Here is a 26,222-nt window from a genome sequence, read left to right as displayed (position 1 = left end):
CTGGCACCCCGCCGCGGGGCAGCCGATCAGCCGGACCGTCCGAACACGCCACCGGGCGGTTTCGAGCGCCAGCCGCGCCACGGCACCCCGCCGGGCGGTTTCGCACGCCCGCCGGCGGGCGGCCCACCCCAGGGCACACCCCCCGGCGGCATCCCGCGCGGCGGCGCGCCCGCGGGCGGCCCCCCGGTAGGCGGCGCGCCACCGGGCGGCGTCCCCCGCGGCGGCCCCGGCACGCCTCCCGGTGGCATCCCCCGCGGCGGTGCACCCGGCACTCCGCCCGGCGGCATCCCCCAGGGTGGCCGACGTCACGCACCCGAACCCGGCGCTCCCGGTCGCGGCGCACCTGGCGCCGGCGGCTTCGGCGACCAGCCACCACGCCCCGGCGGCCCCGGCCGTCCCGGCGTGCCGTCCGCGGCGAACGCCGACCCGAACGCCACCCGGCAGGTCCCCCGCGGCCCGCTGCGCCCGAACACGCCTCCCGGCGGCATGCGCGGCCCCGGTCCCGGCGGCCCCGTGCCCCCGGGCCGTCCCCCGGCCGGCGGCCCCGGCGGCCCGCGCCGCCCCGGTGAGGAGCCCACCGACCTGCTGCCCCCGGTCCACCAGACCGTCGCCCGCGAGCCCGAGCTCCTCACGCACCGCGAGGACGAGATCGAGCTCGAACCGTTCTACGACGACGAGTACGACGAGGAGCTCACGCCGGAGGAGGAGAAAGCCCTGCGCCGGAAGAAGATCTGGCGCCGGGTCCGGCGCGTCTCGTACGTCGGCCTCTCCCTCATGATCCTCGGACCGATCGTCGCGTTCGCGATCGCCTACCAGCTGGTCGACGTCCCGAACCCCGAGCAGGTCGCCGCGGACCAGATCAAGGCCGTGACCATCCTGTACTCCGACGGCACGGAGATGTCCAAGATCGCCCCCAGCGGCGGCAACCGGACGTTGGTCAAGTACGAGGAACTGCCGGAGACGGTGAAGAAGGCGGTCTTCGCGGCCGAGGACCCGACCTTCGAGACCAACCCCGGCTTCGACTTCCGCGCCATCGCCCGCGCCGGCTGGTACCAGGTCACCGGCCGGAAGAGCGGTGGATCGGGTCTGACCCAGCAGTACGTCAAGCAGGCGAGCAAGGACGACGAAGAGACGCTGAGCCGCAAGTTCACCGAGGTCGTCAAGGCCTACAAGATGTCGGAGCAGCAGGACAAGAAGGACATCCTGACCGCTTACCTGAACACGGTCTACTTCGGCCGCTCGGCGTACGGCATCAAGGAAGCGGCCAACGTCTACTTCGGCAAGACGCTGGACAAGCTCACCCAGTCCGAGGCGGCGCTGCTCGCCGGGATGATCCAGAACCCCGGCCGGTCCGAGGAGAAGGCGTACGTCGAAGGCCGCTGGGACTACGTGATGGGCCAGCTGCTGCGGTGGAACTGGATCACGCAGGAGCAGAAGGACACCGAGCCGTTCCCGACGCCCCGCGCCCTGTCCGAGGTGCAGTCGGGTGGTCTGGACGGCACGCGGCTGCTGATCCAGAACCAGATCATCGCGGAGATGGCCGAGGAGGACTGGCCGATGACGCGGGCCCACCAGCTCGGCGTCACCGTCCACACCACCATCGACCCGAAGATGCAGACCGCGGCCGAGGACGTCGTGCGGGAGGTGATGGAGGGTGAGCCGCAGGAGCTGAAGGAGTCGCTCACCGCCATCGACCCGAACACCGGCGCGGTCAAGGCGTACTACGCGGGCGCCGACGGCAACGGCATCGACTACGCGCGCGGCACCATCCAGGAAGCCGGCTCGTCGTTCAAGCCGTTCGACCTGGTCGCGGCGCTGCACCGGGGCAAGGGTCTGGGCTCCACCTACGACGGCGTCTCGCCGAAGACGTTCCCGGGTGGTCCCGGGCCGGAGGACGACATCGTCATCCGCAACGCCTCCGACAAGAACAACGAGTGCGGCAAGCAGTGCTCGATCCGCGACGCCATGCGGATGTCGCTGAACACCGTGTTCTACGACATGGTCGCCAACGAGCTGGGCACCCAGGCGGTGGCCGACGCCGCCTTCGAGGCGGGCATCCCGCGGGACGTGCCGATCGAGGGCAAGGACCACAAGCTGCTGGTCGGGGAGAACGGGGGCCCTCCGGGCACCGGTATCGCCATCGGTGGTGGTGAGGCACAGGTGCGCCCGTTCGACATGGCGGTCGCGTACGCGTCCTTCGCGTCCCGGGGCACCTACCACAAGCCGTTCTTCGTCTCGAAGATCACCAACGCGGAAGGTGCGAACGTCTACACGCACGTCGACAAGTCGCGTGTCGCGTTCGGCGACGACCCGGAGAAGAGCCGGGACATCGCGGACAACGTCACCGAGTCGCTCAAGCCGGTGCTGACGTACTCCAGCCTGACCTGCGCCGGCGGCCGCGAGTGCGCCGGCAAGACCGGTACCCACGAGCTCCCGGACAGCATCGAGCAGAACTCCAAGGCGTGGATGGTCGGGTACACGCCGTCGCTGTCGGTCTCCGTGTGGATGGGCCGCAACGAGGGCAACAAGCCGCTGATCAACTCCAAGGGCAAGTCGATCTTCGGTGCGGGCCTGCCGGGCGAGATCTGGAAGAAGTTCATGGACCGCGCCCTCGAGGGCACGCCCATGGAGAAGTTCCCGAAGGCCAAGCCCATGGGCCAGTACGAGAACACCAAGCCGTCGATCAAGCCGACGACCGAAACGCCCAAGCAGGACGACCCCACCACCACGGGCCGTCCGACCACCACTGGCCGGGAAGAGCCGACGACCACCGTTCCCAAGCCCACCAAGACGTCGAGCTGCGGCTTCCTCTGCCAGACCACGACCACGCAGCCGACCGATCCGATCGGCGGCGGCAGTCCACCGACGAGATAGCCACCGACGAGACGCCCCGTGAGGCCCGGCCGACGCGCCGGGCCTCACGGCTTTTCCGCACCTTCTTCACGCCCGCCGACGGCCGCTGCCCGTAGCATCCGGCACGTGGTCAGCCCTTCGCAGCGCACGGACGCCGACGACACGGACTCGCTCAGCCCCGAGGAGCGGGTGTACCCGACGTGGACCGAGCCGCTGGCGCGGGCCGTGTCCAGGCCGTTCGGCGGGCCGGTCGGCAGGCACGCCTCGGTCGGCCGGCAGTGGTTCTGGACGCCGTTGCGGGTGGTGCTGCTGCTCGCGGTGGTCACGTTGAGCTTCGCCTACCTGCAGAAGTCGCCGTGCGTGCAGCAGTACACCGACTCCAACGGCGTGGTGCAGCTGGACTGGCGGGGCAGCAAGCAGTTCACCGCCATGTGCTACTCGGACACCGTGCCGCTGTACACGGCGGAGCGGCTGGACAAGCCGGGCACGTTCCCCTACAAGACGTCGTGGATCGATGACGAGGGCAAGCCCACCGCCCACGTCCGGTACATGGAGTACCCGGTGGTGACCGGGCTGTTCCAGTGGCTCAACGCGCGCATGGCGCAGGGCTGGACGCGCATCGCGGAGAGCGGCTGGCTGCCGAACCCGATGACGGTGATCGTGTACTTCGACATCACCGCGCTGTGGCTGGGGTTCGCGTGGCTGGTCACCGCCTACGCCGTGGCGCGGTTGGCGCGGCGGCGGGTGTGGGACGCCGCGATGGTCGCCGTGTCGCCGCTGGTCATCGTGCACGCGTTCACCAACTTCGACACGCTGGCCACCGCGTTCGCCACCGCCGGCATGCTGGCCTGGGCGCGCAAGAAGCCCGTGCTCGCCGGTGTGCTGCTGGGGTTGGGCGGCGCGGCGAAGCTGTACCCGTTGTTCCTGCTCGGGCCGTTGCTGCTGCTGTGCTGGCGGGCCGACCGGATGAAGGCCGGGCTGACGACCCTGGCCACGACGCTGTTCACGTGGGCCGCGGTCAACGCGCCGATCGCCTACCTGTACCCGGCGGGCTGGCGGGAGTTCTTCCGGCTCAACACCGAGCGCGGCGTGGACCCGGACTCGCTGTACAACGTGGTCGCCCAGTGGACCGACTGGAAGGGCTTCGACCCCGGTCTGGTGCAGGGCCAGGCGCCCGAGGTGCTGAACACGGTCAGCGCGGCCCTGTTCCTGATCTGCTGCGCCGCCGTGGGCTTCATCGCGCTGTCCGCGCCCACCCGGCCCCGGCTGGCCCAGCTCGGGTTCCTGGTGGTGGCCGCGTTCCTGCTGACGAACAAGGTGTGGAGCCCGCAGTACTCGCTGTGGCTGGTGCCGCTGGCGGTGCTGGCGCTGCCGCGCTGGCGGCTGCTGCTGGCGTGGATGGTCGTGGACGCCCTGGTGTGGGTGCCGCGCATGTTCTTCTACCTGGGCGTGGAGAACAAGGGCTTGCCGATCGACTGGTTCCTGGGCGCGGTGCTGGTGCGGGACGTGGCCGTGGTCGTGCTGTGCGCGTTCATCGTGCGCGAGATCTACCGGCCGTCGCTGGACCTGGTGCGCCGGGCGGGCGACGACGACCCGTGCGGCGGGTTCCTGGACGGGGCGCCCGACCGCCGGGTGCTGCGGTTCGGGCGCCGTGCGCCTGCTCACGCCGCCTAGGCGGCCTACTCGTACCAGCGGAACTTGGGGAGGTGGATGCACGGGTAGAAGGTGTGGCCGAAGTTGTCGTTCTTGTTCGACTTCACCACCCGGCCGCCGACCTCGACCCGCGTGCACTTCCACTGCCCGGTCTTGGTCGTGCCCTTCGTCTTCATCGCGCTGTCCTGGATCGCGATGCGGACGTCGTTGTTGGACTCCTGGAAGTCGTTGTCGGTCCTGGCGAAGTCGCTCCTGCGGCTCAGGGTCTCGCTCCGGCCGCAGTTGATCGTCGTGCCGACGGTGACGGCCCACGGCGGGCCGCCCGCGCTCAGCGCCAACCCGCTGGCGCTGCACCTGTCGGCGTTCAACCAGCGCTGCTCGAACGACGTCCCGCTCAGCTTGACCGGCTTGCGGGCCGCGCCGGCGCACCCGTTCCACGCCGACACGGTCACCTTGGGTGCGACGATCGTCGCGCTGCGCAGCACCGGGACGGCCTTCGACGGCGCCAACTTCACCCAGTCGTACTCGTACTGGATGGTGCCCTGGATGCGCGTCTTGAGGCAGGTCGTGCCACCCACGCCGGGCACCTTCTGCCAGTGCACCTGGTCGTAGCGGGTGCTGGTCTTGACCCTCTCGAGCCCCTTGGCGTCCTTGGCCGAGGCGACGGGCGTGATGTCGGGACCCGTGGTGGCGAGGCCGGTGACGCCGAGCGTGGCGGCGAGGGCCAGGGCGAGCCCGAGCACCCTGCCGGTGCGGGCGGTCGTGGAGGTCCGTGGTGGTCGCATGGGGAGGCCTTCCTGGTCGTGGATCTTCCGCGACCAGACACAAGCCGTCCGACCGGACGTCCGACCAGGGGAAAGGCCGTCTGGGACAGTCCCGCACACCCGGCTAGCGGTCGGACAGGCGGCGCACCAGCTTGAGGCCGGACCACGTCTCGTCCACCGCGGCCACCTTCACGTCCACCAGGCCGTGCGCCAGGGCGTGGTCCCGGACGCCGTTCTCGTCGAGGTCCGTGGGCACGCCGGAGGCCTTCTTCGGCCACGCGATCCACAGGGCGCCGGCGGTGGTCATGCGGGACACGGCGGTGTCCCACTGGCGGGCCAGGGCCGCGCGGTCCGGGCAGAAGACCAGTTGCACGTCGTACGGGTCGCGGCCGGCGCGGCGGTGGAACGGGCAGTCCAGGCCGAAGTCCTTCGGCGCGCCGGCCAGCAGCACCCGGGAACCCGGCTTGACGCCCAGCTTCACGTGCAGCGGCTTGCCCGAGTAGCCCGTCACCGCCGCACCAGGACGTAGGCCTGCGGGGTCTTCTCGTACTCCTCCGTCGCCTCGCGGACCAGGGTCGTGTGCGGGGTGAACCCGGCCGCGACCAGGTCGGCGGTGACCTTCTCGACGTTCAGCCGGTACGCCATCGCGTCGAGGCCCGTGTGCCCGTACGCCTCGGTGACGTGCTTGGCCTCGTCACCGACCTGGAACCCCAGCAGCAGGAGCCCGCCCGGCGCCAGCACGCGGTGGAACTCGGCGAACACGCCCGGGTGCTCGGCGGGCGGCACGTGGATCACCGAGTACCACGCCACGAGCCCGCCCAGCGCGCCGTCCGGCAGGTCCAGCCCGGTCATGGAGCCGACCTCGAACCGCAGGTCCGGGTGGGTGCGGCGGGCGATGTCCACCATCTTCGGCGACAGGTCGACGCCGAACACGTCCAGGCCCAGCGCGGCCAGGTGGCCGGTGATCCGCCCCGGACCGCAGCCGACGTCCGCCACGCGCCCGTCGACCAGCTCGGCGAACGCGCCCAGCATGGCCCGGTCCAGCACCGAGCCCGCCCGCTTCTCGGCGAGGACGTCCTTGAGGGTCTCGTGGTACGACTCGGCGACCGTGTCGTAGGCGGTCCGCGCGCTGTCCAGGAAGGTCACGAGGCCACTTTAGGCAGGAATCGCTTGCGTTCGGGGAAGGTCACCCGGGCTTTCAGGAACACGAAGAACAGCGCCGCCAGCAGCGCCGCCCGGCCCCACACGCCGATCACCACGGCCTGCGCGGAGAACCCGTCGTAGATGCCCGACGGCTCGCCGAACTCGATCGCGTAGTACCAGCGGAAGATGCCGATGCCCATCGCGAGGTCCGCCGCGAAGTACGCGAACGCCCAGCCCAGCGGCACTCGCAGCAGCACGAACATCGGCACCAGCCACAGCGTGTACTGCGGCGAGTGGACCTTGTGCAGCAGCAGGAACCCGCACAGCATGGCCGCCGACACCGGCACCCACGGGTAGCTGCCGCCCTCGCGCCGGAACCGCCGCCAGCCCAGCCAGCACGCCAGCCCGAACGACGCCAGGATGCCCACCGGCGACAGCACGTCGACGATGCCCTGCATGGTGTCGTCGGTCATGAACGGCCGCATCGACCAGAACCAGATCGAGTTGGTGGTGATGTCCACGCGCCGCAGCTGCTGGAACGTGAACGACGCCTGCCAGCCCTCGAACCCGGCGATCGCGAACGGCAGGTTGACCAGCACCACCGTGACGATCGAGGCGAACGCGACCTTCACCGCGCCCGGGACGTCGTAGCGCTCGCCGTCCTTCAGGCCCTCGCGACCGCCGGTCAGGACGTACAGGCACAGCGGCAGCACGAACGCCGCCGGGTAGATCTTGAACGCGAAACCCACGCCGAGCAGCACCGACGCCACCACGGCCCGGTCCACCAGCGGTTTCGGCGTGCGACCCCAGCCCCGGTGCACCACGTAGACCGCGGCGACCGCGCAGAACACGACCGGCAGGTCCCAGTTGTGGAACGCGTAGAGCACCATCGGCGGCCCGACCGCCCACAGCAGCGCACGCCACCGGCTCAGCTTGCCCAGCAGCCACGCCGTCGCCAGCCCGAACGGGGCCATCAGCAACGCGCTGAACAGCAGGAACGCCGCGTCCGTGTGCGCGAAGACCGCGCCCGCCCAGATCAGCAGACCGGTCAGCACGGGGTACTCGACGGTGCCGCCGATCAGGACGCCCTTGCTGTTGATGCTGCCGTGCACGTACGGGAACACGTGCCGGTCCACGTCCCGGCCGATCCACAGGTGCTGGATGTCGGAGTAGCAGACCTCGGCCTTGTTGCGCTCCTCGTAGTCGGGCGCGCTGCGGCCCCACTGGTCGAACCGCGGTCCGGTGCAGCGGTCCTTGTTGGCGAACCCGAGCAGCAGGGTCACCCCGCACAGGAGGACCAGCGCGGCCAGTGCGGTCCGGCCGAACCGGTGCGACCGCTCCCCGCGCGCCCCCTCGGGCACGGCCGACACCTCCCGCGTCACGCTCATCGGCCCAGGTGCTCGCGGAGGAACGCGATGTCCTCCGCCCGCCCTTCGTCGGGTGTCTCCACCAGTGCCGGCGCCCCGGCCGCGGCGACCACCGCGACCAACTGCTCCGGGTCGATGGTGCCGGTGGCGATGTTGGCGTGCCGGTCGCGGCTGGAGCCGAACTCGTCGCGCGAGCTGTTCAGGTGCACCAGGTCGATGCGGCCGGTGATGGCCTTGACCCGGTCCACGATGCCCACCAGGTCCTCGCCGGAGGCGAACGCGTGGCAGGTGTCCAGGCAGAACCCGGCGTCGAACTCGCCCACCGCGTCCCACAGGCGGGCGAGCATGTCGAAGGTGCGGGCCATGGCGTTCTCGCCGCCGGCGGTGTTCTCGATCAGGATCGGGACGGCGAACCCGCCCTCGGCGGCCTGCCGCTCGAACATCTTCCGCCAGTTCGCGATGCCCTCGGCCGGGTCGTCGCCCTTGCCGACGTGCCCGCCGTGCACGATCAGGCCCTTCGCGCCGACTTTGGCCGCGCCCTCGGCGTGCTGGAGGACCATCTTGCGGGACGGGATGCGGATGCGGTTGTTCAGCGAGGCGACGTTGGCCAGGTAGGGCGCGTGGATGAAGACGTCCAGGTCGGAGGCCAGGAGACCCTCGGTCTGGGGGTGCGGCTTGGGCGCTTTCCACCCCTGCGGGTCGGCGAGGAAGAACTGGACGACTTCGGCACCGCGAGCAGCCGCGGCGCCCAGCGGGTCGTCGTCGCGGACGTGGGCCCCGATGCGCATGGTTGAGCAGAGTAGCCGGGTGCTGCAACGAGTCAGACGCCGACGCCGATACGGGTTTTGTGAAAAGAGCGCATGACTCGCGTCACCCGGAGGACGTACGCTCGTTACTTGCAAGTAGGTAATGGTGCGCGGCAGCGGCAGGAGGACAGCCATGCGGACCCGACTCACCCGGCTGTTGGGCGCGGTGGCCGTGGTGTTCGCGGTCGCGGCGACCGGCTCGGGCACCGCGCAGGCGGCCGAGCCGGTGGTGGTCGGCAGTTGCGCGACGAGCGTCCAGGGCGCGCCCGGCACGCCCGTGTCGCTGAGCCCCGGCGCCGTGGTGCAGCCCATCGCCGACCTGGTCCGAGCCGTCCCGCTGCTCGGACCGCCGCTGGTGGAGCCGTTCAAGGCGGCGTTCAACGCCCTGCCGCCGATCCCGATCGGCGCGATCCCCACCGGGTCGGGCGTCATCACCGGCGGCCAGATCGCGAACCAGGTCAACGCCGAGCTGAACAAGATCCCGCTGCTCGGGCCGATCATCACCACCCTGACCGGCCGGGTGCAGGACACCCTGGCGCAGCTCTGCGGCGTGACCGTGACCGGCGTGAACACCGCCGCGGCACCCGTGCAGGACGGGTCGAAGGCGCTCGCCGACGCCTCCCAGCAGGCCGTGGGCTCGGTGCTGCCCGGCACGCAGCCCGGTCAGCCGGGCACCCAGCCCGGGACGGGGCAACCGGGCACCCAGCCGGGGACCGGCCAGCCCGGCACCGGTCAGCCCGGCGGCAACCAGGGCGGCGGGTTCACGCCCGTCGGCGGCGTGGGCGGTCTCGACCTGCCGCTGTACGGCAGCAACCCGTTCAGCGGGAACTTCGGCCGCGTGCCGCTGTTCAGCTACGGCTCGCTGCCGTTCGCGATGCCCGGCCAGTTCTCCCCGTCCCCCGGCATCCGGTACGGCGGCAACGTCCCCGGCTACCGGCCCGGCTACGGCCTGCCGACCCCGTCCAACGACGGCGTCCAGACCGCCGGCCGCGCCCAGGCCCTGCCCGGTGGCGGCAAGCTCGGCGGCGGCGTGGCGGCTCCCGTTCTCCTGGCGGTCCTCGCGCTCTCGTGCGTGACCGGCGCACTGGTCCGGACCTGGGTGCTCCGACGCGCGGTCGCCTGAACTGCTCGAACAGCCCCCGGCGGCGTTGCCCCGGGGGCTGTTTGCTACCTTCTGCGGGTTGCTGACGCGACGACCCTCCTGCCACGGAACGTCCGTGGCCGCCGAGTCCACAGGAGGTGAGTGGTCTTCATGCGTCATTACGAAGTGATGGTCATCCTGGACCCCAGTCTCGACGAGCGCACCATCGCGCCGTCGCTCGACCAGTTCCTCAACGTCATCCGCACCAGCGGCGGGAACGTGGAGAAGGTCGAGGTGTGGGGCAAGCGCCGGTTGAGCTTCGAGATCAACAAGAACAGCGAGGGCATCTACGCGGTGCTCGACCTGACCTCGACCCCCGACGCGGTGAAGGAGCTGGACCGCCAGCTCGGCCTGCAGGAGACGGTGCTCCGGACCAAGGTCCTGCGCCGCGAGCCCCCCAAGGCTGTCGCAGCCAAGGCGTAAGGGAGCCCTTCCGACATGGCAGGCGAGACGACGATCACGGTGGTCGGGAACCTGACCGCCGATCCGGAACTCCGCTTCACCCAGTCCGGTGCCGCGGTGGCGAGCTTCACGGTCGCCTCCACGCCCCGGACCTTCGACCGCCAGTCCGGCGAGTGGAAGGACGGGGAGGCGCTGTTCCTGCGGTGCAACGTGTGGCGGCAGGTCGCGGAGAACGTGGCCGAGTCGCTCACGCGCGGTTCGCGCGTGCTCGTGACCGGGCGCCTGCGCCAGCGTTCCTTCGAGACGAAGGAAGGCGAGAAGCGCACCGTCATCGAGCTGGAGGTCGACGAGATCGGCCCCTCGCTGCGGTACGCGACCGCGAAGGTCAACAAGGTGAGCCGTGGGGACGGCGGCGGCGGCTTCGGCGGCGGCGGTCAGTCCCGTGGCGGTGGCGCCCCGGTGGACGACCCGTGGGGCTCCGCGCCCCCGGCGGGCTCCGGCGGCGGCTTCTCCGACGAGCCCCCCTTCTAGACCCCGCACCCCTCCTCACTTCACCGCTTCATCCAGGAGTACCCCACATGGCCAAGCCGCCTGTGCGCAAGCCCAAGAAGAAGGTCTGCGCGTTCTGCAAGGACCGCAACGCCAACCTGATCGACTACAAGGACACGACCCTGCTGCGGAAGTACATCTCCGACCGCGGCAAGATCCGTGCCCGCCGGGTCACCGGCAACTGCTCCCAGCACCAGCGCGACGTCGCCGTGGCCGTGAAGAACGCCCGCGAGATGGCGCTGCTGCCCTACACCTCGACCGCTCGCTGAGAAAGGGGGACACACCGTGAAGCTCATCCTCACCGCTGACGTCAGCGGCCTCGGTGGCCCCGGCGACATCGTCGAGGTCAAGGACGGCTACGGCCGCAACTACCTGCTGCCCCGCGGCCTGGCGATCGTCGCCACCAAGGGCGCGGCCAAGCAGGTCGAGGTCATCCGCCGTGCGCAGGAGACCCGCCGCGTCCGCGACCTGGACCACGCCAAGGAGATCAAGGCCGCGCTCGAGGGCCTCGGTTCCGTGACGCTGAAGGCCAAGGCCGCCGTCGGCTCCAAGAAGCTGTTCGGCTCGGTCACCTCGTCCGACGTCGTGTCCGCGGTCCGCTCCGCGGGCGGCCCGACGCTGGACAAGCGCGCCGTCGAGATCGCCGGCCACATCAAGACCCTGGGCAAGCACACGGTCGCCGTGCGCCTGCACCCCGAGGTCACGGTGTCGCTGGCCGTCGAGGTCGCTGCCGCGAACTGAGGTTCCCGGCGTTTCGAAGGCGCCGTCCGACCGGTACTCCGGACGGGCGGCGCCTTCGCACGTGCGGCTGTGGACAACTCGATGTGACAGCCCGTGCGCGACACGCCGTGCACGCGGTTACACGCGACACGCCGAGGGTGTGACGAAGGACTTTTCCACACCGTTGTCCACAGGCCCTGACGTGCGGAAACTTCTGTCGTAGCCCGAGTTGTACCCAGGTTGTCCACAGCTTTCCCCGGGCTTGTGGCCAACCGGCCGGAGCCATCCCCAAGCTGTCCCCAACCCTGTCCCCAGGCCTGTTTGCCTGCGCCATCCGGGGGTCACTAGCGTCCGCGAAGTCGCTGAGCGTGCCTCGCGGGAATTGTCGTACCCGCGGGGTAGAAAACAGGGCACGAGCGGATTGGGGTGAGTGCGCGGTGGCGCTGGTGGACGACCGGGGGATGGCCGAACCCGGGTTCGAGCGACAGCCGCCGCAGGACCTCGCCGCCGAGCAGTCCGTGCTCGGCGGCATGCTGCTGAGCAAGGACGCCATCGCCGACGTGGTCGAGGTGCTGGCGCCCAACGACTTCTACCGACCCGCCCACCAGGCGATCTACGACTGCATCCTCGACCTGTACGGGCGCGGCGAGCCGGCGGACCCGATCACGGTGTCGGCCGAGCTGGAGCGGCGCGGCGAGCTGCTGCGCGTCGGCGGCGCGCCGTACCTGCACACCCTCATCGCGACCGTGCCCACGGCCGCCAACGCGTCGTACTACGCGGAGATCGTCGCCGAGAAGGCCGTCCTGCGCCGCCTGGTCGAGGCCGGCACCCGCATCGTGCAGCTGGGCTACAACGGCGCCGAGGGCGCGGACGTCGACGAGGTCGTGGACCGTGCGCAGGCGGCGATCTACGAGGTCACCGAGCGCCGCACCACCGAGGACTACGTGGTGCTGGAGGAACTGCTCCAGCCGACGATGGACGAGATCGACGCCATCGCCTCCCGCGGCGGCTCGTCCCTGGGCATCCCCACCGGCTTCGCCGACCTGGACGAGCTGACCAACGGCCTGCACCCCGGCCAGATGATCATCGTGGCGGCCAGGCCGGGTGTCGGCAAGTCGACCCTGGGACTGGACTTCGCCCGGTCGGCGTCGGTGAAGCACGGTCTGACCAGCGCGTTCTTCTCGCTGGAAATGAGCAAGACCGAGATCGTCATGCGCATGCTCTCCGCCGAGGCCCGCATCCGGCTCGGCGACATGCGCGGTGGGCGGATGAGTGACGACGACTGGACGCGGCTCGCGCGGCGGATGAGCGAGATCAGCGAGGCGCCGTTGTTCATCGACGACTCGCCGAACCTGACCATGATGGAGATCCGGGCCAAGGCGCGGCGGCTCAAGCAGCGCCACGACCTGCGGCTGATGGTGGTCGACTACCTCCAGCTGATGTCGTCGGGCAAGCGCACCGAGTCCCGCCAGCAGGAGGTGTCGGAGTTCTCCCGGAACCTGAAGCTGATCGCGAAGGAGCTGGAGGTGCCGGTGATCGCGATCAGCCAGCTCAACCGCGGCCCCGAACAGCGCACCGACAAGCGCCCCCAGCTGTCCGACCTGCGCGAGTCCGGCTCGCTGGAGCAGGACGCCGACATGGTCATCCTGATCAACCGCCCGGACGCGTGGGAACGCGACGACCCCCGCGCCGGCGAGGCGGACCTGATCATCGCCAAGCACCGCGCCGGCCCCACGGCCACCATCACGGTCGCCCACCAGCTCCACTACAGCCGCTTCGCCGACCTCGCCCAAGGCTGACGCATGGGGCGGCAGAATGCTGTCGTGTCCACGAACGCGACCGGATCGCCCGACGAGACGACCGACGACAGCCGGGAGGACCCGGCCGGCGGGCCGACCGAGGACGAGCTGGACAAGGAGCAGTTGGACCAGCTCCACGCGGCGACGCTCAAGGCGTCGGAGACCTGCTTCGAGTTGAAGAAGCTGTGCGCGACGGTGCTGGTCCCGGCGGCCACGCTGGTCGCGCTGCTCAGCGACCGGACGCTGAACCCGGCGGTGTTCGGGGCGGGTGTGGTGGTGGTCGCGGCGTTCTGGGCGGCGGATTCGGTCGCGTACTTCTACCAGCGCAAGCTGCGCAACGCGATGGCGGTGATCTGGCAGCGGCGGGCGCGGCGCGTGCCCGGGTACGGTCATGTGCCGGGGGTCGTGCCGATCACGGCGGCGCGGGCGGTGTTCAACAGTTCGATGGTCTACTACTTCGTCCTGCTCGGCTTGGTGGCGCTGCTGTTCGTGCTCTACGCCGCCGGGGCGATCCAGCCGGTTTCCCCGTCGAAGCCATGAGGGTCTTCGTGAGCTACTTGCGCCGGGAGAACTCACGCTCCTCGTTGCGCCGCGTGGCGCGCGTGGTGGAGGGCTTGGGTCGCCCGTACGTCGACGATCTCGTGGACCACTCCGGCGGCGAGCGGTACCGGGCCGTGACGGAGGCGGTGCGGTCGGCGGACGTGTTCGTCGGTGTCGCGACGCCCGGTTACCCCTCGACGCCGTGGACGCGCTGGGAGTTCGGGGTGGCGCTGGTGCGGGGCGTGCCGCGGTACGCGGTGTTGCCGGACCTGACACTGGTCGCGGCCGGTGCGCCGGGGTGGCCGTGGTCCTCGGACGTCGAGGCGGGTCTCGCCGCCGCCGCGGACCCCGACCGACCGCCGCCACCGCCCACCCGCCCGACGCCGCTCACCGGCGGTGACGCCGCACGCGCGTGATCGGCGGTCGTGCCCGCTCTCTTCGGTGGCGGGTCTTCGTCACGTCCAGCCGGGGTCGTCGTGGTTCGCTCGTCCCGTCATCGCGCTACCTCCTCCTGGACTTCGGTGATGAAGCGCAGCACCGCGGCGTTGACCTCGGTGGCGTGGGAGCCGGAGATGGCGTGGGTGGCGGTGGGCCACAGTTCGGCGTGGACGTGGGGGATCAGCGTGCGGGCTCTGGTGAGGGCGGCCTCGGGGTGGTGGATGGCGCTGCGGCCGGCGATCAGGGCCAGGACCGGGACGCGGATCGACCGCAGTTGGTCGTCGGTGAAGTACTCCGGCACGGGCAGCCTCATGCGGTAGCCGCGCATGCCGGCGTCGAGCACCGCGGTGGCCGGGTCGTCCTTCGGCACGGTGGCGCCGCCGGCGATCCAGCTCAGGAAGGCCGGGCGTCCCCAGCGCGAGACCAGCGGCAGGCCGGCCAGGGCGGCTCGGAGCACCAGCTTCGCCGGCATGCGGCCGAGGGTGTTCGCGGGGTCGACCAGGCTGACCGAGGCCAGTCGGTCGGGGACGCGCACGGCCAGGTTGCACGCGTGCCAGCCGCCGATCGACACGCCGACGAGGTGGACGCCGTCCAGGTCCAGCGCGGCGAGGACGGTCCCCAGCCAGACGGCCTGGTCGGCTGCGTCGCGGATGGGGGCGGTCTGTTCGCTGCGGCCCGGTTCGCCGAGCAGGTCCAGCGCGTACACCGGGTGGTGCTCGGCGAACGCGGCGAGGTTGGGCAGCCACATGACGGTGGTGCCGCTGCGTCCCGGCAGCAGCACGATCGGGGCGCCTCGCGCCGGCCCGAACCGGTACACCCGCACCGTCCCGAAGTCGGTCGGCACGTCCCGGGTGTCCGCCGGTGCGGGCAGGGCGCGCATCCCCGCCTCGTACGCCGCGTCGAACTCGGTCCGGGCTCGCGGTGAGGCGAACGTCCCCACGCTCATCGGCACCTCCAGTTTTTTACGATACGATCGGATCGTAAAGCGGAGTCGAGCGGCTTGGCAAGCCGACCGTATTGCGAAAGGCGTGACCGTGCCCAAGGTGGTCGACCACGATCAACGACGACGCGAGATCGTCGAGGCGCTCTGGCACATCGCGAGCACCCGGGGCTTGGAGGGGGTGAGCCTGGGCGAGGTGGCCACCGCCGCCGGTGTGTCCAAGGGCCTGGTCCAGCACTACTTCGGGACCCGCGACCAACTCCTGATGCACGCCACCGGCTACCTCCGGGAACGGGTGGAGCAGCGGATCGCCGCCAGGGTCGCCGCCGCGCCCGACAGCGCGTCGGGGACCTTGCGCGCGGTCCTGGTCGCGCTGCTCCCCACCGACGACGACAGCCGCACCGAGTCCCTGGTGGCCAACGCGTTCCTGGTCCGCGCCCACAACGACCCCGTCCTCACGGCCCGCTTCCGCGAAGGCACCTCCCAGGTCCGCAACGCCCTCACCGCCGCGATCGGTGCCGCCCAACGCGACGGTGACCTGCGCGCCGACCTCGACCCCGCGCGGGAGGCGGACCTCCTGCTCGCCCTGGTCAGCGGTCTCGGCGAAGCCCTGCTCCTGGGCCACCACACCCCGGACGCGGCGGTGGCGCTCCTGGACCACCACCTGGGCAGGCTGGCGACGGCGGGCGGGCCGGGCTTCGGTCACGACGGGTGAGCACTTCGGGACGGTGACGCACGGAAGTGTGAACGTTCGAGGTCGGCGCGTTTACGATCAAGGGATGCCACCCGACGCGGCGCGGCGCAGCGAGCGGTCCCGGCGGGCCGTGTTGGAGGCGGCGCTGGAGTTGGTCGAGGCGGTGGGGTACGCGCGGTTGACCATCGAGGCGGTGGCCGCGCGCGCCGGGGTGGGCAAGCAGACGATCTACCGGTGGTGGCCGTCGAAGGGGCCGCTGCTGTTCGACGCGCTGGTCGAGTACGGGCCGGCCGAGGGCGAGCCGCTGCCGTGGGGCGAGCTCGGCGACGACCTGCGCCGGGAGCTGCGGCACGCGGTGCGGCAGCTGGAAGAGCGCCGGTTCGACCAGGTGTGCCGGGTGCTGGTGCACGAAGCCCGGACCGACCTGGTGACGCTGCTGCTCACGCCCCGCCGGATGCGGCTGGAGGAACGGTTGGCGCTGGCGCAGCGGGCCGGGGAGATCCGGGGTGACGTGGACGTGCCCGCGGCGGCCGAGTTGCTGCTGGCGCCGGTCTACCAGCGGTGGCTGCTGCGGACCGGGCCGTTGACGGGCACGTTCTCCGACACGGTGGTGGCGTTGGCGCTCCGCGCGCTGTGCGCGTGATCATGCTCGGTAGGGTGGGCCGATCATGGGGTACGCCGTGGTCGACGTGGAGACGACCGGGTTCGCCGCCCGCCGGTCGGACCGCGTGGTCGAGGTGGCGGTCGTGCAGCTGGACGCGCGCGGCGAGCCGACCGGCGAGTGGTGCACGCTGCTCAACCCGGGCCGGGACCTCGGGCCGCAGCACGTGCACCGGATCAGCGCGGCGGACGTGTGGGCCGCGCCGACGTTCGCGCAGGTCGCGGGCGCGTTGACGGACCGGCTCGCGGGTCGGGTGCTGGTCGCGCACAACCTCGCGTTCGACGCCCGCTTCCTCGCCGCCGAGTTCGCGCGGCTGGGTGTGGAGCTGGAGTTGGACGGCCTGTGCACGATGCGCCTGGCGCCGCCGGGTGCGGGCAGGTCGCTGCGGGACTGCTGCGCCGCCGTCGGGATCGACCTGGAGGACGCCCACTCGGCGCTGCACGACGCCCGCGCCACGGCACGGCTGTTCGCCCACTACCTGCGCAACGGCGTGCCCGCGGCGGCACCGGTGCCGTGGCCGCGGCTGCCCGGCGACGCGGTCGAGGTGCGTCGGGGCAACGCGACACCCTCCCGGAAAGCGCACCACGTCGAGCTGCGCGTCGGTGACGTGGTGGTGTTCACCGGGCAGACCGCCGACCCCCGGGACGTGTGGATCTCCCGCGCCCGCGCGGCCGGGTTGGTCAGCCACGGCTACGTCACCCGGGCCACGCGGCTGGTGGTGGCGGCCGACCCGTTCACGCTGTCCACCAAGGCGCGGCGGGCGCGGGCCTACGAGGTGCCGGTGGTGTCCGAGGCCGAGTTCGCGGACGCGCTGACCGTTCTGTCCTGCGCACGCAAAGATCACCGGACCGGGTGGCACAAGGCCTATTGAAAAGCCTGCGACCTGCGGGGATGCTCTTCACGGACAGGCTGGTCCGGCGAAGGGCACGAGTCCTATGCGTACCGTGCAGACAACGACTTCCCGTCCGGTGTGGGACGAACTGGTCTCCGAACTGCCCGTCGGCGTGCTGCTGCAGGACGACCGCGGCACCGTCCTCGCCGGCAACCGCCTGGCCGCCGCCCTGCTGGGCGTCCCGGCGACGACCCTGCCCGGCTACCGCCTGCCGCAGGCGCGGGACGAGTCCGGGGCGCAGCTGCCGACATGCGCCGAGCTGGCCGCGCAGGTGCTGCGGACCGGGGCGGCGCTGACCATCCCGGTGGTGCTGCCGCACGCGCGGGTGTGGGCGGACATCCACCCGCTGTCCGGGCGCGGCCAGGTGCTGGTGCTGCTGCGGCCCGTGCAGCAGGACGTGCCGCACAGCGCGAACCTGCTGGACGCGCTGACCGGTCTGCCGGGTCGGGCGCTGCTGCTGGACCGCCTGGACCAGGCGCTGACCCGGGCCCGGACGCACGGGACGCTCGCCACGCTCGTGCTCCTCGACGTGCACCAGCTCGCCGAGGTGAACCGGACGCACGGGTTCCAGCGCGGTGACGAGCTGCTCGCGGTGATCGGCGGGCGGCTGCGGGAGGGGCTGCGGGAGGACTACACGGTGGCCCGGTACGGCGGGGACGAGTTCGCCGTGGTCGCCGAGCACCCCAACGGCAACGGCGAGGCGGTGGCGGCGCGGGCCCGGGAGCTGGCGGGGCGGGCGGTGCGCCTGGGCGGGACGCGGATCCAGCCGGGGGTTCGCGTGTGCTGGGTGACCAGCGACGGCGACGCGCCGCTGCACTCGGTGATCGCGCACGTCGAGGAACGCCTGCGGCACTGACACGCGGAAGGGCCCCCTGGCACCGGTCGTGCCAGGGGGCCCGTCATGCGGGGTGGGTCGTGCGGGTCAGAGCTTCGGCAGCACCTGGGTGGCGTCCAGGTGGCCCAGGGCGTCGAAGATGCCCATCGCGTCCAGGCCGGCCAGGGCCGGAGCCGAGGTGCGCTCCTTCGGGCCCTCGACCTTGCCGTTCAGCGGGTTGACGTTCAGGCCGCTCAGCGACGCGCCGGACAGCGACGGCACGGCGGGGCCGGCCGACGGGACGCCCGGCAGGGCCGGGGCGGCGGTGCGCGGCTGGGCCACGCCCGGCAGCGGCACGACGACCGGCAGCGGCAGCGGGGACGCCAGCTCACGCGGGGTGGACGTCTGCGGGCCGGGCAGCAGCGGCAGGCCCTGGACCACCGGGGTCACGCCGAGGGTGCCGCCGAACAGCGGCAGCGTGCCGCCGAACGAGCGCTCGTGGATGTCCGTGTCCGAGGCGTTGACGACGGCCTGCGGCACCCGGCGCAGCTCCGACAGGCGCTGCAGCTCCTTGAGGTGACCCAGCTGCGGCGCGCGGGTGATGCCGGTCAGCTTCGAGACGCCCGGCACCGCGGGCAGCTTGGGCAGGCCACCGGCGGGCAGCTTGCCGGGCAGCGACGGCGTGGGCAGCTTCTTGTCCGCCACGCTGGTGGACGGCGCCTTGGCGGGCAGCTTCGCGGGCAGCTCGCTCGGCACGAGCGCCTTGGTGTTCAGCTGCGGCAGACCCGCGGTCTGGGTGGCGAGCAGCTCGCCGACCAGCTTCGGGTTCGGGATCTGGTTGACCGGCATGTGCTCCAGGTCGACCAGCTCCGACAGGGTCGGCGGCTTCGGCAGCGCCTTGCGGGTCACGTCGAGGTCGCTGACGCGGGTCACGTCCACGCCCCGCACCTGGGGCGCGCCCAGGTCGCGGATCTGCGACAGCTCCAGGCCGCGCAGCACCGACAGGTCGAACTTGCGCAGGTCGGACAGGTCCAGCGCGCCCAGGCCGGAGAGCCGGTCCAGGCTGGACAGGTTCGGCAGCTCGGTCGGCTTCATCAGGTGGTCCACGCCGGTGGGCAGGTTGATGCCCTTCGGCACGGTCTTGCGCGGGCCGCCCTGGCCCTCCGGCTCGTCGCCGGTCCGCTCCGCCGAGGCCTCGGCCAGGTCGGTGCGGGCGGTGCCGAGCACGTCGGCGGGCACGTCGAACACGGCCGGCCGGGTCTCGGCGGGCACGGACAGGTCGTGCGAGGTGCCCGAACCCGAGCCCTTGGTCTCGGTGTCGCCACCGGACTGGGTCAGGCTCAGGGAGTCGGCGTCGGAGTCGGCCAGGCCGCCCACGGTCGCCGCGTCGCCGAACACGCCGGGCTTGGCGTTGGCCGGCACGTTGAGCAGGTTGCCCGACAGCGAGCTGTTCCACGCCTCGGTCTGCTGGTCGCCGCCCGCGATCACGGCGGACTGGTCGCTGACGTCGGAGCGGCCGTTGCCCGCCGCGGTCACCGTGTCGGCGAAGGTCTGCAACGCCAGGGCGGGCTGCGCCGTGACGCCGTTGCCCGACACCGAGCCCTGGTTGCCGGAGGTGGCGATGTCGCCGCCGGAGAAGGAGGCGAACTCGTTGTCCACCGCGCTCTTGGCGTTGCTGCCCGCGCCGACCGCCGAGCCGAACACCTGCGGCGAGGACGCCTGCGGCACCGACAGGACGTTGCCGGTGAACGCGCCGTTGTCGCCCTCGGAGGAGGAGTTGCCGCCCGAGCGGGAGTTGAGCTTGTTGCTCAGGTCGGACGCGCCGTTGCCGACCGCCACGACGGTGTTGCCGGGCACCTGCGCCGGGTTCGAGGTCGGGGCCTCGACGATGTTGCCGGACATCGAGCCGTGCCGGCCGGTGGCCGACGTCGGGCCGCCGGTGGTGATGGCGGTGTCGCTGTCGGTCTTCGAGGTCGGGTTGCCGACCAGCGCGCCGGCGTTGCCGAAGCCCTGGCCGCCGATGGCGGTGGGCGTGGTGACCACGTTGCTGGACACGGTGCCGTTGTCGTCGCGGGCGTTGGGCGCCCCGCCGGCCCGGATCACCTTGTCCTCGTCGGCGTTGCCGGTGGCCAGGCCGCCGACACCGCCCGCGTTGCCGAAGCCCTCGGCGGGCAGCGCCACCGGCGCCTGGCCGATGTTGCCGGACAGGACCGAGTCGTTGCCGGTGGTGCCGTTGTAGCCGCCGGCGCTGGAGTCGACCTCGTTCTCGCACTGCGCGCCCGCGATGCCGCCGCCGGCCAGGCCGTTGCCGCACGCGTCGAGCGCGCCGGCCGGGGCCGCGTTGGTCGAGTTCGCCGACAGCACCGCGCGGTCGCCGCGGGTGTACGTCGCGCCGCCCGCGGTGGCGTCGGTGTCGGCGGCGTGGGTGGAGGAGGTGTTGCCGAGCAGGGAGCCCGAGTTGCCCGCGCCGCCGACCGGCAGCGCGACCGGGGCGTCGCCGAAGTTGCCCGACAGGGTCGAGTCCTGGCCGCTGGTCTTGGCCCAGCCGCCCGCCTGGGCGTTGTTGTCCGACCGGGTCTCGGTGTCGGCGTTGCCGACGCCGGCCAGGGCGTTGTTGTTGACCGTGGCGGGGCCGGCGAGCTGCGGCTGGAGCGCGTTGCCCGCGACGGTGGCGTTCTCGCCGCTGGTGGACAGCCACGACTCGTGGCTGCTGCGGGTCGGGCCGGTGTCGCCGGCGATCGCGGTGCTGCGGTTGTCGGCGGTGGTGTCGGCGTTGCCCGCCGCGCCGAGCGCGTTGCCCTCGACCGAGGTGATCGGGGCGAACGGGACGCCCGCGGTGTTGCCGCCGAGGGTGCTGCGGTCGCCGTTGGTGGCCAGCGAACCGCCGGCCTGGGCCTCGCTGTCGGCGTGCGAGGAGGTGTTGGCGATGCCGCCGACGCCGGCCGCGTTGTTGCTGGCGCGGAACGGCGTCGCCTGCTGGACGCCGAGGATGTTGCCGGACAGCGAGCCGTCCGAGCCGCCGGTGGTCACGTCGCCGCCGGCTGCGGCGTCCTGCCGGGCGTAGGACTCGGAGTAGGCGTTCGCGCCGAGGGCGGCGGCGTTGCCGGTGGCGCCGATCGGGCTGGCGTTGTGGACCGCGGCGACGTTGCCGGCGAGCGCGCCGCGCGAGCCGTCGGTGCGGGTCTTGCCGGTGCTGGGCGTGAACTGCGCGCACTCGCCGTCGGCGTGGGCGTCGCCGCCAGCGCCGACCGCGTTGCCGCACGCGTGGACCGGGGCGACGACGTCGCCGTCGATGGCGTTGCCGCGGGTCACCTGGCTGGTGTCGACCTGGCGGGCGCGGGCCTGCGCGTCGCGGACCAGGGGGTTCTTGGTGACCGCTTCGGGCTGCGGCACGTTCTCGGTGCCGATCTCGCGGTGGACCTCCGGCAGGTCCCGGTTCCCGACCGGGGTGCCCAGGTTGTTCTCCTCGACGTCGATCGGCACGCGGAGCCGGGCGTCCAGCGGCGACGGCGGAGCGTCGGGGTTGACGTTCTCCTGGGCTGAAGCGATGCCCGTACCGAGCATCAGCAAACCACCCGTGACAAGTGCGGTTTGGAAACCGCGCTTGGCCCAGGTTTGCATGGGTTCTCCTTCTTCTGTGTCCCTGATGGGAGGTGAAGGGCGGTCGACGCGTGCACCGCGTCGGGGAGCGGCGACCACCCGGATCGGGGGGTGGGGCGCGGCGTTTCGACCGGTGTCGGGCGCGACGAGAGAGCGCGACGGTCGATTACCGGGGGCGGCGGAGGGCCGCCCGCGGACCGCGCGCTGGGATCAGTCGGGGGTGGTGCCGGGCTGCTTGCCCGGCAGCACGGAGAGCCGCTCGGTGCCGGGCAGCAGCGCCCGGAGCACGGCGGCGTCGAAGCCGTCGGCGGTCACGCCCGTGAACGGGCCGCTGCCGCCGCCGGCGGAACCGGAGCCGTCACCACCGCACGAGCAGTGCACCGGCACCCCTGAAGGCGGTGCGAAGGGCGTGCGCGTGGGGCCGGCCGGGTCCGAGAGGGGGGAGGTGCGGTCCTCGTCCGACGACGCGTCGAACGCCGGCGCCGGCGAGGACGCCCAGCTGTCGCTGAGCTTGCCGAACGGGCTCCGCACCACCGGGGTGCCGGTCGAGACCGGCACGGCGGCGGCTTCGGAGGCGGGCTCGGTGTGCCGGTTCACCGCGCGCCCGGTGAAGGACGACGGGGTGACCGACTCGGCCAGGTCCGGCTCGAACCTGGCCACGGTGTTGCCGAAGGTGTCGCGGATGTCCTCCGCGACGCGGCCGAGGTCGGGCACCTGGTGGTGCTCGCGCTCGGCGCGGACCTTCCGGTCGAGGTCGCGCACGGTCTCGCGGACCGGTGCGACGGCCCCTCCGACGGGACCGGCCGCCACCGCTTCGGTGACGGACGTGACCGCGTCGGCGCGGTCGGCCTCCTGCGCGGAGGCCGGAGCCGAGGACAGCGCCCAGACGGCGGCAGTGCCAGCCAGCGCGCCGCCCGCGACCAGCAGGGCGCGGGAGAGCAGCCGCTTGACGCGGCTCACCCCCGGACCCGATCGCTGGTCGGCGTGCGACAACGCTGGTACCTCCACCCGAGAACGCTGGGAAGTGTCGGCGCGGGAGATCGAAGGTGATCAAGCCGACGCCGACGAGCGTGCCAGCCCGACGGGTCGGTGCGCACGCGTTGGCGGCCGGGTTCGCCGGATCGTGTGACCGACACACTGTGTCGTCAGGTTTGACCGTGGGTAGCCGATCAGACGCGCTTCAAGACCCGCGCCGCGCCCGCCGCCGCCGTCGACGCCAGGATCCAGCCCACCGCGATCAACCCGCTGGAGATCCACTGCGAGGCGCCGGAGAACTTCCACTTGCCGTCCTGGCCAAGGTCCACGATCGGGATCAACAGGTCCACGGCCAGCAGCCACGGGTTCCACGACGGCGACTCGTCGTCGTTGAGCTTGGGCATCTCGTGCCCGAGGAACCACAGCGCGCCCAGCAGCCAGAACGCCACCAGCCACGCGATCGCCAGCCACGGCCGGTACCCGTAGCCCACCGTCCAGCGCTGCAGCCCGCCCCACACCCGACCCGCCCGGCCCAGCTCGGAGTAGCGCCGGTGCTGCTTCTCCAGCTGCACCTGCTGCGCCAACTCCTCCTCGCCGCCGTCCCGGTACACCGCCGCGAGCTGCTCGTACGGGCCGGGCGCGAAGTCCGGCTGCACCTCGCGCAGCCAGCGCAGCCGGGTGTGCACGTCCACCGGCGGGGTCGAGGAGATCGCGCTGAACGTGAAGTCCTCCACGTCCACCCCGCCGGTCGCCGCCCACAGGCCCGGCCCGTCCTGCACGGCGGTCGCGCTGACCCGCCGCAAGACCACGCGGCCCACCGGGATCACGTCCTCGGCCATGCGCAGCACCAGTTGGCTCACGGTGAGGCCGTAGGCGTTGAGCGCGATGTCGCTGCCCGGACCGCCCAGGCGCGCGCCGGTGAAGGTGGCCATCTTGCCGACCTCGGCCAGCCGGATGCGGACGCCGCCGGTCGCGGTGAACCCGTTGCTGCACAGCAGGTCCTTGCCGATGGTGGCGACCCGGGCGTCCAGCGAGGGCTTGACGCCCTTCCCGTCGGGCCGGCGGCGGGGCTGGGTCAGCGTCGCGCCCGAGCAGTCCAGGGTGGAGCCGATCGCCGCGTTCTGCAGGCGCAGCGAGCCCTTGGCGTGCAGGTCGCGCAGGAACAGCGTGCCGCCGACGGTCAACCGGTCGGCGAACAGGACGTCGATGCCCGGACCGTGCAGGTGGACACCGGACAGGCTCGCGCTGCCCCGCACGTGCGCGTCGACCAGCCGGACCTGGCCGTACGCGCGCAGGGCCGACTCGCGCGCCCCGTCGCCGCGGAACCCGCCGTTGACCGCGCCGCGCGCCTCGAGGTCGCCGCGCACCCGGATGCCGTCGGCGTGCAGTGCGACCGGGATGCGGTCCACGACCTCGCGGGCCTCCAGCTCCTCCACCACGTCCTGCCGGCCGATCGCCGCGCCCGACAGCCGCAGGTAGCCGCCGACCTCGGCGTTGGCCAGCCGGACCGTGCCGGTGGAGGTGAAGCCGTCGTCCAGCTCGACGTTGCCCTCGACCCGGATGCGGTCGGCGACCAGCGACGCGGACTCGTCCGCGGTGCCGCGCGGGATGACCAGGACGGGCCGGTCCACGACACCGGCCTTGAGCCGGGCGCCGGAGAAGACGACGTTGCCGCCGACCCGGGCGCCGTCGAGCAGGATGCGGCCGTCCGCGGTGAACCGGCCGCCTTCGGCGTCGCAGAACAGGTTGCCCGCGATGGTGACGCCCGAGCCGTCGAGGGCGTTCTGCCCGGGGTTGTGCAGCCGCGCGCCACCCAGGTGCACCGAGCCGCCGATGTTCGCACCCCGCAACCGCACCTCCCCGCCCGCGCGCAGGGCGATGGCCTGGAGCGAGCCGGAGAGCCGGATGCGCGCGGCGAGCAGGGCGTGGTCCCCCTTCGCCTTGAGGACCGCGCCGGCGAGGCGGAAGGTGCCGTCGACGGTGGCGTCGGTCAGGTCCACCACGCCTTCGCTGGTGAACCCGGCTTCCAGGACCAGGTCGCTGCCGACGCGGAGGTTGCGCGCCCACAGGCCGGGCACCTTGCAGCCGCGCAGGCGCAGGCTCGTGAGACGGGCCATGCGGAGGTCGGGCGCTTCGTCGAAGGTGCAGTCCACGAGGTCGACGACCTGGGTGACGGTGAGACCTTCGAGGGCGAACGCGCCGGTGACGTGCGCGCCGACCAGGCGGAGCGCGGAACCGGGGAGGGGCTCGGTGAGGAGTGCGGAGAGCAGCTCACCGCGGACCGCGCGGTCGACCTTGGGCTTCTTGGCGTCGAACCGGACGCGGGCACCGGTGGCGAAGGCGGCGCGCAGGGACTCCTCGTCGGTCACGGACCCGATCCGATCATCCCCGCGGCGGCGTTGGCCAGCACTTGTGGCGGGCTCGTACCCGCGGCCTCCGGCCCCCGCTTCCATGCTCCCACGGGGGTACGACAGTTCGCGGGGCTCGCGGGTTCCGGGGCGCGGGTGGCCGGCGGAAGCTTCCGGGGGCCGAACGGCGGCCGACGACCACGACACCGACTCGGCAAGGCGGCGGGTGGGGAAGGCGTGGTTGTCGGGAGGTCCCGGGGGCGCGGAGCCCCGCCATTCGAGTGGCGGGGCTCCGGGCGGCGCTGCTTCTTGAGCGAGTAGTGCCGGAAGCGGGTTCAGCCGATCACGCCGTAGGTGTGCTGCAACTGGTCGCCGTCGACGATGGTCACCGGGGACGGCTGGTCGGTCTTGGCCTTCTTCGGTTCTTTCTTCGCGTCCTTCTTCGCGTCGTCCTTCTTGGTGTCGCCCGCCTTCTTCTTGGGCTCGTCCTTCTTCTTCGGCTGCTTCTTCTCGACGGGCGAGGCGTAACCGGTGACCTGCGACTTCTTCGGGTCGATGGTGATCTTGGAGACCTGGTTGGTGCCCTTGCCGCTGTTGCCGGAGACGACGGTGATGCGGCCGGTCTTCTTGTCGACCTTGGTGACGATGCCGACGTGGTCGTTGCCGGTGTCGCCGTCGTTCAGGCGGTAGGTGACGGCGTCACCGGGCTTCACCTTCTTGGCGCTCGGGCCGTTCTTCCACGTCCCGTACTTCACGCCGTAGTTGCGGAAGCTGTTGGCCATCGAGGTCGCGCCCTCGGTCTTCACGCCGGCCTTGTCCCAGACCCACTTGGTGAAGTCGGCGCACCACGCCTGGCACTTGCCGTTCGGGCTGTAGGCGTTGCAGTTGTAGCCACCGCGCTCGTGGTTGCGCTTGGGGTTGTTCAGCTCGTCCTGCGCGATGTCCACGATCTTCTTGCGCGACTCGTCGTCCGCCGGCTTGGTCGCGGCGGCGACCAGGTCCACCTCGACCGGGGCGGCGTGCGCGGACAGGCCGGTCAGGGCGATGCCGGCGGCTGCCGCGAGGCCGACGACCAGGCGTGCGGTGGTTGTAGTGAGCAGGGTGAATCGCAACGGGATCTCCT

The 26,222-nt window shown here is 72.1% G+C and carries 24 protein-coding genes; 14 read left to right on the top strand and 10 right to left on the bottom strand.

What is annotated here, in order from left to right; translation table 11 throughout:
- The first annotated feature begins 402 nt into the window (after positions 1–402).
- Positions 403–2,874 carry a transglycosylase domain-containing protein gene (locus DFJ66_RS24155; protein ID WP_121224039.1) on the top strand — a complete coding sequence of 824 codons (2,472 nt, stop codon included), beginning with the start codon at positions 403–405 and terminating at the stop codon, positions 2,872–2,874.
- A gap of 105 nt (positions 2,875–2,979) precedes the next feature.
- Positions 2,980–4,527 (top strand): glycosyltransferase family 87 protein, encoded by a 1,548-nt coding sequence (locus DFJ66_RS24150; protein ID WP_121224037.1) that lies wholly within the window; start codon positions 2,980–2,982, stop codon positions 4,525–4,527.
- Positions 4,528–4,532: 5 nt separating this feature from the next.
- Here DFJ66_RS24150 and DFJ66_RS24145 read toward each other — a convergent pair whose 3' ends face one another.
- The 5 genes from DFJ66_RS24145 to DFJ66_RS24125 form a co-directional block, all read right to left on the bottom strand.
- The gene (locus DFJ66_RS24145; RefSeq protein ID WP_121224035.1) at positions 4,533–5,291 is read right to left on the bottom strand and encodes a hypothetical protein; all 759 of its coding nucleotides are present in this window, start codon (positions 5,289–5,291) and stop codon (positions 4,533–4,535) included.
- 103 nt (positions 5,292–5,394) lie between these two features.
- Positions 5,395–5,781, bottom strand: a complete 387-nt coding sequence (locus tag DFJ66_RS24140; RefSeq protein WP_121224033.1) for a DUF3052 family protein — start codon at positions 5,779–5,781, stop codon at positions 5,395–5,397.
- A complete protein-coding gene (locus DFJ66_RS24135) occupies positions 5,778–6,416 on the bottom strand; it encodes a class I SAM-dependent methyltransferase (protein ID WP_121224031.1) in 639 nt (212 codons plus the stop codon). Before DFJ66_RS24135 ends, DFJ66_RS24140 begins: the two co-directional genes overlap by 4 nt.
- Positions 6,413–7,801 (bottom strand): glycosyltransferase family 87 protein, encoded by a 1,389-nt coding sequence (locus DFJ66_RS24130; RefSeq protein WP_211351298.1) that lies wholly within the window; start codon positions 7,799–7,801, stop codon positions 6,413–6,415. Before DFJ66_RS24130 ends, DFJ66_RS24135 begins: the two co-directional genes overlap by 4 nt.
- The gene (locus DFJ66_RS24125; protein ID WP_121224030.1) at positions 7,798–8,568 is read right to left on the bottom strand and encodes a deoxyribonuclease IV; all 771 of its coding nucleotides are present in this window, start codon (positions 8,566–8,568) and stop codon (positions 7,798–7,800) included. Before DFJ66_RS24125 ends, DFJ66_RS24130 begins: the two co-directional genes overlap by 4 nt.
- Positions 8,569–8,719: 151 nt before the next feature.
- Here DFJ66_RS24125 and DFJ66_RS24120 point away from each other — a divergent pair, with 151 nt between their 5' ends.
- The 8 genes from DFJ66_RS24120 (at position 8,720) to DFJ66_RS24085 (ending at position 14,153) form a co-directional block, all read left to right on the top strand.
- On the top strand, positions 8,720–9,709 hold the full coding sequence (locus tag DFJ66_RS24120) for a hypothetical protein (RefSeq protein WP_121224028.1): 990 nt from the start codon (positions 8,720–8,722) through the stop codon (positions 9,707–9,709).
- 129 nt (positions 9,710–9,838) lie between these two features.
- Entirely contained in the window at positions 9,839–10,150 is a 312-nt protein-coding gene (gene rpsF / locus DFJ66_RS24115) for a 30S ribosomal protein S6 (RefSeq protein ID WP_121231650.1), read from the top strand.
- 15 nt (positions 10,151–10,165) lie between these two features.
- A complete protein-coding gene (locus DFJ66_RS24110; protein WP_121224026.1) occupies positions 10,166–10,660 on the top strand; it encodes a single-stranded DNA-binding protein in 495 nt (164 codons plus the stop codon).
- A gap of 47 nt (positions 10,661–10,707) precedes the next feature.
- Complete coding sequence (gene rpsR / locus DFJ66_RS24105) at positions 10,708–10,947, top strand: 30S ribosomal protein S18 (RefSeq protein ID WP_033428226.1); 240 nt, start codon at positions 10,708–10,710, stop codon at positions 10,945–10,947.
- Positions 10,948–10,963: 16 nt separating this feature from the next.
- Positions 10,964–11,419 (top strand): 50S ribosomal protein L9, encoded by a 456-nt coding sequence (gene rplI, locus DFJ66_RS24100; protein WP_121224024.1) that lies wholly within the window; start codon positions 10,964–10,966, stop codon positions 11,417–11,419.
- 416 nt (positions 11,420–11,835) lie between these two features.
- Positions 11,836–13,197 carry a replicative DNA helicase gene (dnaB, locus tag DFJ66_RS24095; protein ID WP_121224022.1) on the top strand — a complete coding sequence of 454 codons (1,362 nt, stop codon included), beginning with the start codon at positions 11,836–11,838 and terminating at the stop codon, positions 13,195–13,197.
- 24 nt (positions 13,198–13,221) lie between these two features.
- The gene (locus tag DFJ66_RS24090) at positions 13,222–13,737 is read left to right on the top strand and encodes a hypothetical protein (RefSeq protein ID WP_121224020.1); all 516 of its coding nucleotides are present in this window, start codon (positions 13,222–13,224) and stop codon (positions 13,735–13,737) included.
- Complete coding sequence (locus DFJ66_RS24085) at positions 13,734–14,153, top strand: toll/interleukin-1 receptor domain-containing protein (RefSeq protein WP_121224018.1); 420 nt, start codon at positions 13,734–13,736, stop codon at positions 14,151–14,153. The genes DFJ66_RS24090 and DFJ66_RS24085 overlap by 4 nt, the downstream gene beginning before the upstream one ends.
- Positions 14,154–14,230: 77 nt before the next feature.
- Here the strand turns inward: DFJ66_RS24085 and DFJ66_RS24080 are convergent, their stop codons facing one another.
- On the bottom strand, positions 14,231–15,121 hold the full coding sequence (locus DFJ66_RS24080) for an alpha/beta fold hydrolase (protein WP_121224016.1): 891 nt from the start codon (positions 15,119–15,121) through the stop codon (positions 14,231–14,233).
- An 82-nt stretch (positions 15,122–15,203) separates the two neighbouring features.
- Between DFJ66_RS24080 and DFJ66_RS24075 the strand changes: the two genes are divergently transcribed.
- The 4 genes from DFJ66_RS24075 to DFJ66_RS24060 all read left to right on the top strand — a co-directional run bounded on the left by DFJ66_RS24075 (position 15,204) and on the right by DFJ66_RS24060 (position 18,218).
- On the top strand, positions 15,204–15,830 hold the full coding sequence (locus DFJ66_RS24075) for a TetR/AcrR family transcriptional regulator (protein WP_246029884.1): 627 nt from the start codon (positions 15,204–15,206) through the stop codon (positions 15,828–15,830).
- 64 nt (positions 15,831–15,894) lie between these two features.
- Positions 15,895–16,452: a TetR/AcrR family transcriptional regulator gene (locus DFJ66_RS24070; RefSeq protein WP_121224014.1), complete on the top strand. Its 558-nt coding sequence runs from the start codon at positions 15,895–15,897 to the stop codon at positions 16,450–16,452.
- Between the two features lie 25 nt (positions 16,453–16,477).
- Complete coding sequence (locus tag DFJ66_RS24065; RefSeq protein ID WP_121224012.1) at positions 16,478–17,341, top strand: exonuclease domain-containing protein; 864 nt, start codon at positions 16,478–16,480, stop codon at positions 17,339–17,341.
- A 64-nt stretch (positions 17,342–17,405) separates the two neighbouring features.
- Complete coding sequence (locus DFJ66_RS24060; RefSeq protein ID WP_121224010.1) at positions 17,406–18,218, top strand: GGDEF domain-containing protein; 813 nt, start codon at positions 17,406–17,408, stop codon at positions 18,216–18,218.
- A gap of 66 nt (positions 18,219–18,284) precedes the next feature.
- On the opposite strand, the gene DFJ66_RS24055 is transcribed toward DFJ66_RS24060, so the two are convergent.
- The 4 genes from DFJ66_RS24055 to DFJ66_RS42940 all read right to left on the bottom strand — a co-directional run bounded on the left by DFJ66_RS24055 (position 18,285) and on the right by DFJ66_RS42940 (position 26,211).
- Positions 18,285–21,740 carry a beta strand repeat-containing protein gene (locus DFJ66_RS24055; RefSeq protein ID WP_121224008.1) on the bottom strand — a complete coding sequence of 1,152 codons (3,456 nt, stop codon included), beginning with the start codon at positions 21,738–21,740 and terminating at the stop codon, positions 18,285–18,287.
- A gap of 246 nt (positions 21,741–21,986) precedes the next feature.
- The gene (locus DFJ66_RS24050; protein WP_147459345.1) at positions 21,987–22,784 is read right to left on the bottom strand and encodes a hypothetical protein; all 798 of its coding nucleotides are present in this window, start codon (positions 22,782–22,784) and stop codon (positions 21,987–21,989) included.
- Between the two features lie 161 nt (positions 22,785–22,945).
- Positions 22,946–25,120, bottom strand: coding sequence for a hypothetical protein (locus DFJ66_RS24045; RefSeq protein ID WP_121224004.1), 2,175 nt, complete (start codon positions 25,118–25,120; stop codon positions 22,946–22,948).
- A 314-nt stretch (positions 25,121–25,434) separates the two neighbouring features.
- Positions 25,435–26,211, bottom strand: coding sequence for a CHAP domain-containing protein (locus DFJ66_RS42940; RefSeq protein WP_170199630.1), 777 nt, complete (start codon positions 26,209–26,211; stop codon positions 25,435–25,437).
- Positions 26,212–26,222: the final 11 nt, after the last annotated feature.

The sequence above is a fragment of the Saccharothrix variisporea genome (assembly GCF_003634995.1).
GTDB classification, from domain to species: Bacteria; Actinomycetota; Actinomycetes; order Mycobacteriales; family Pseudonocardiaceae; genus Actinosynnema; species Actinosynnema variisporeum.
Note: the sequence above shows the minus strand (reverse complement) of the source record. Positions and strands in the feature narration are given on the sequence as shown.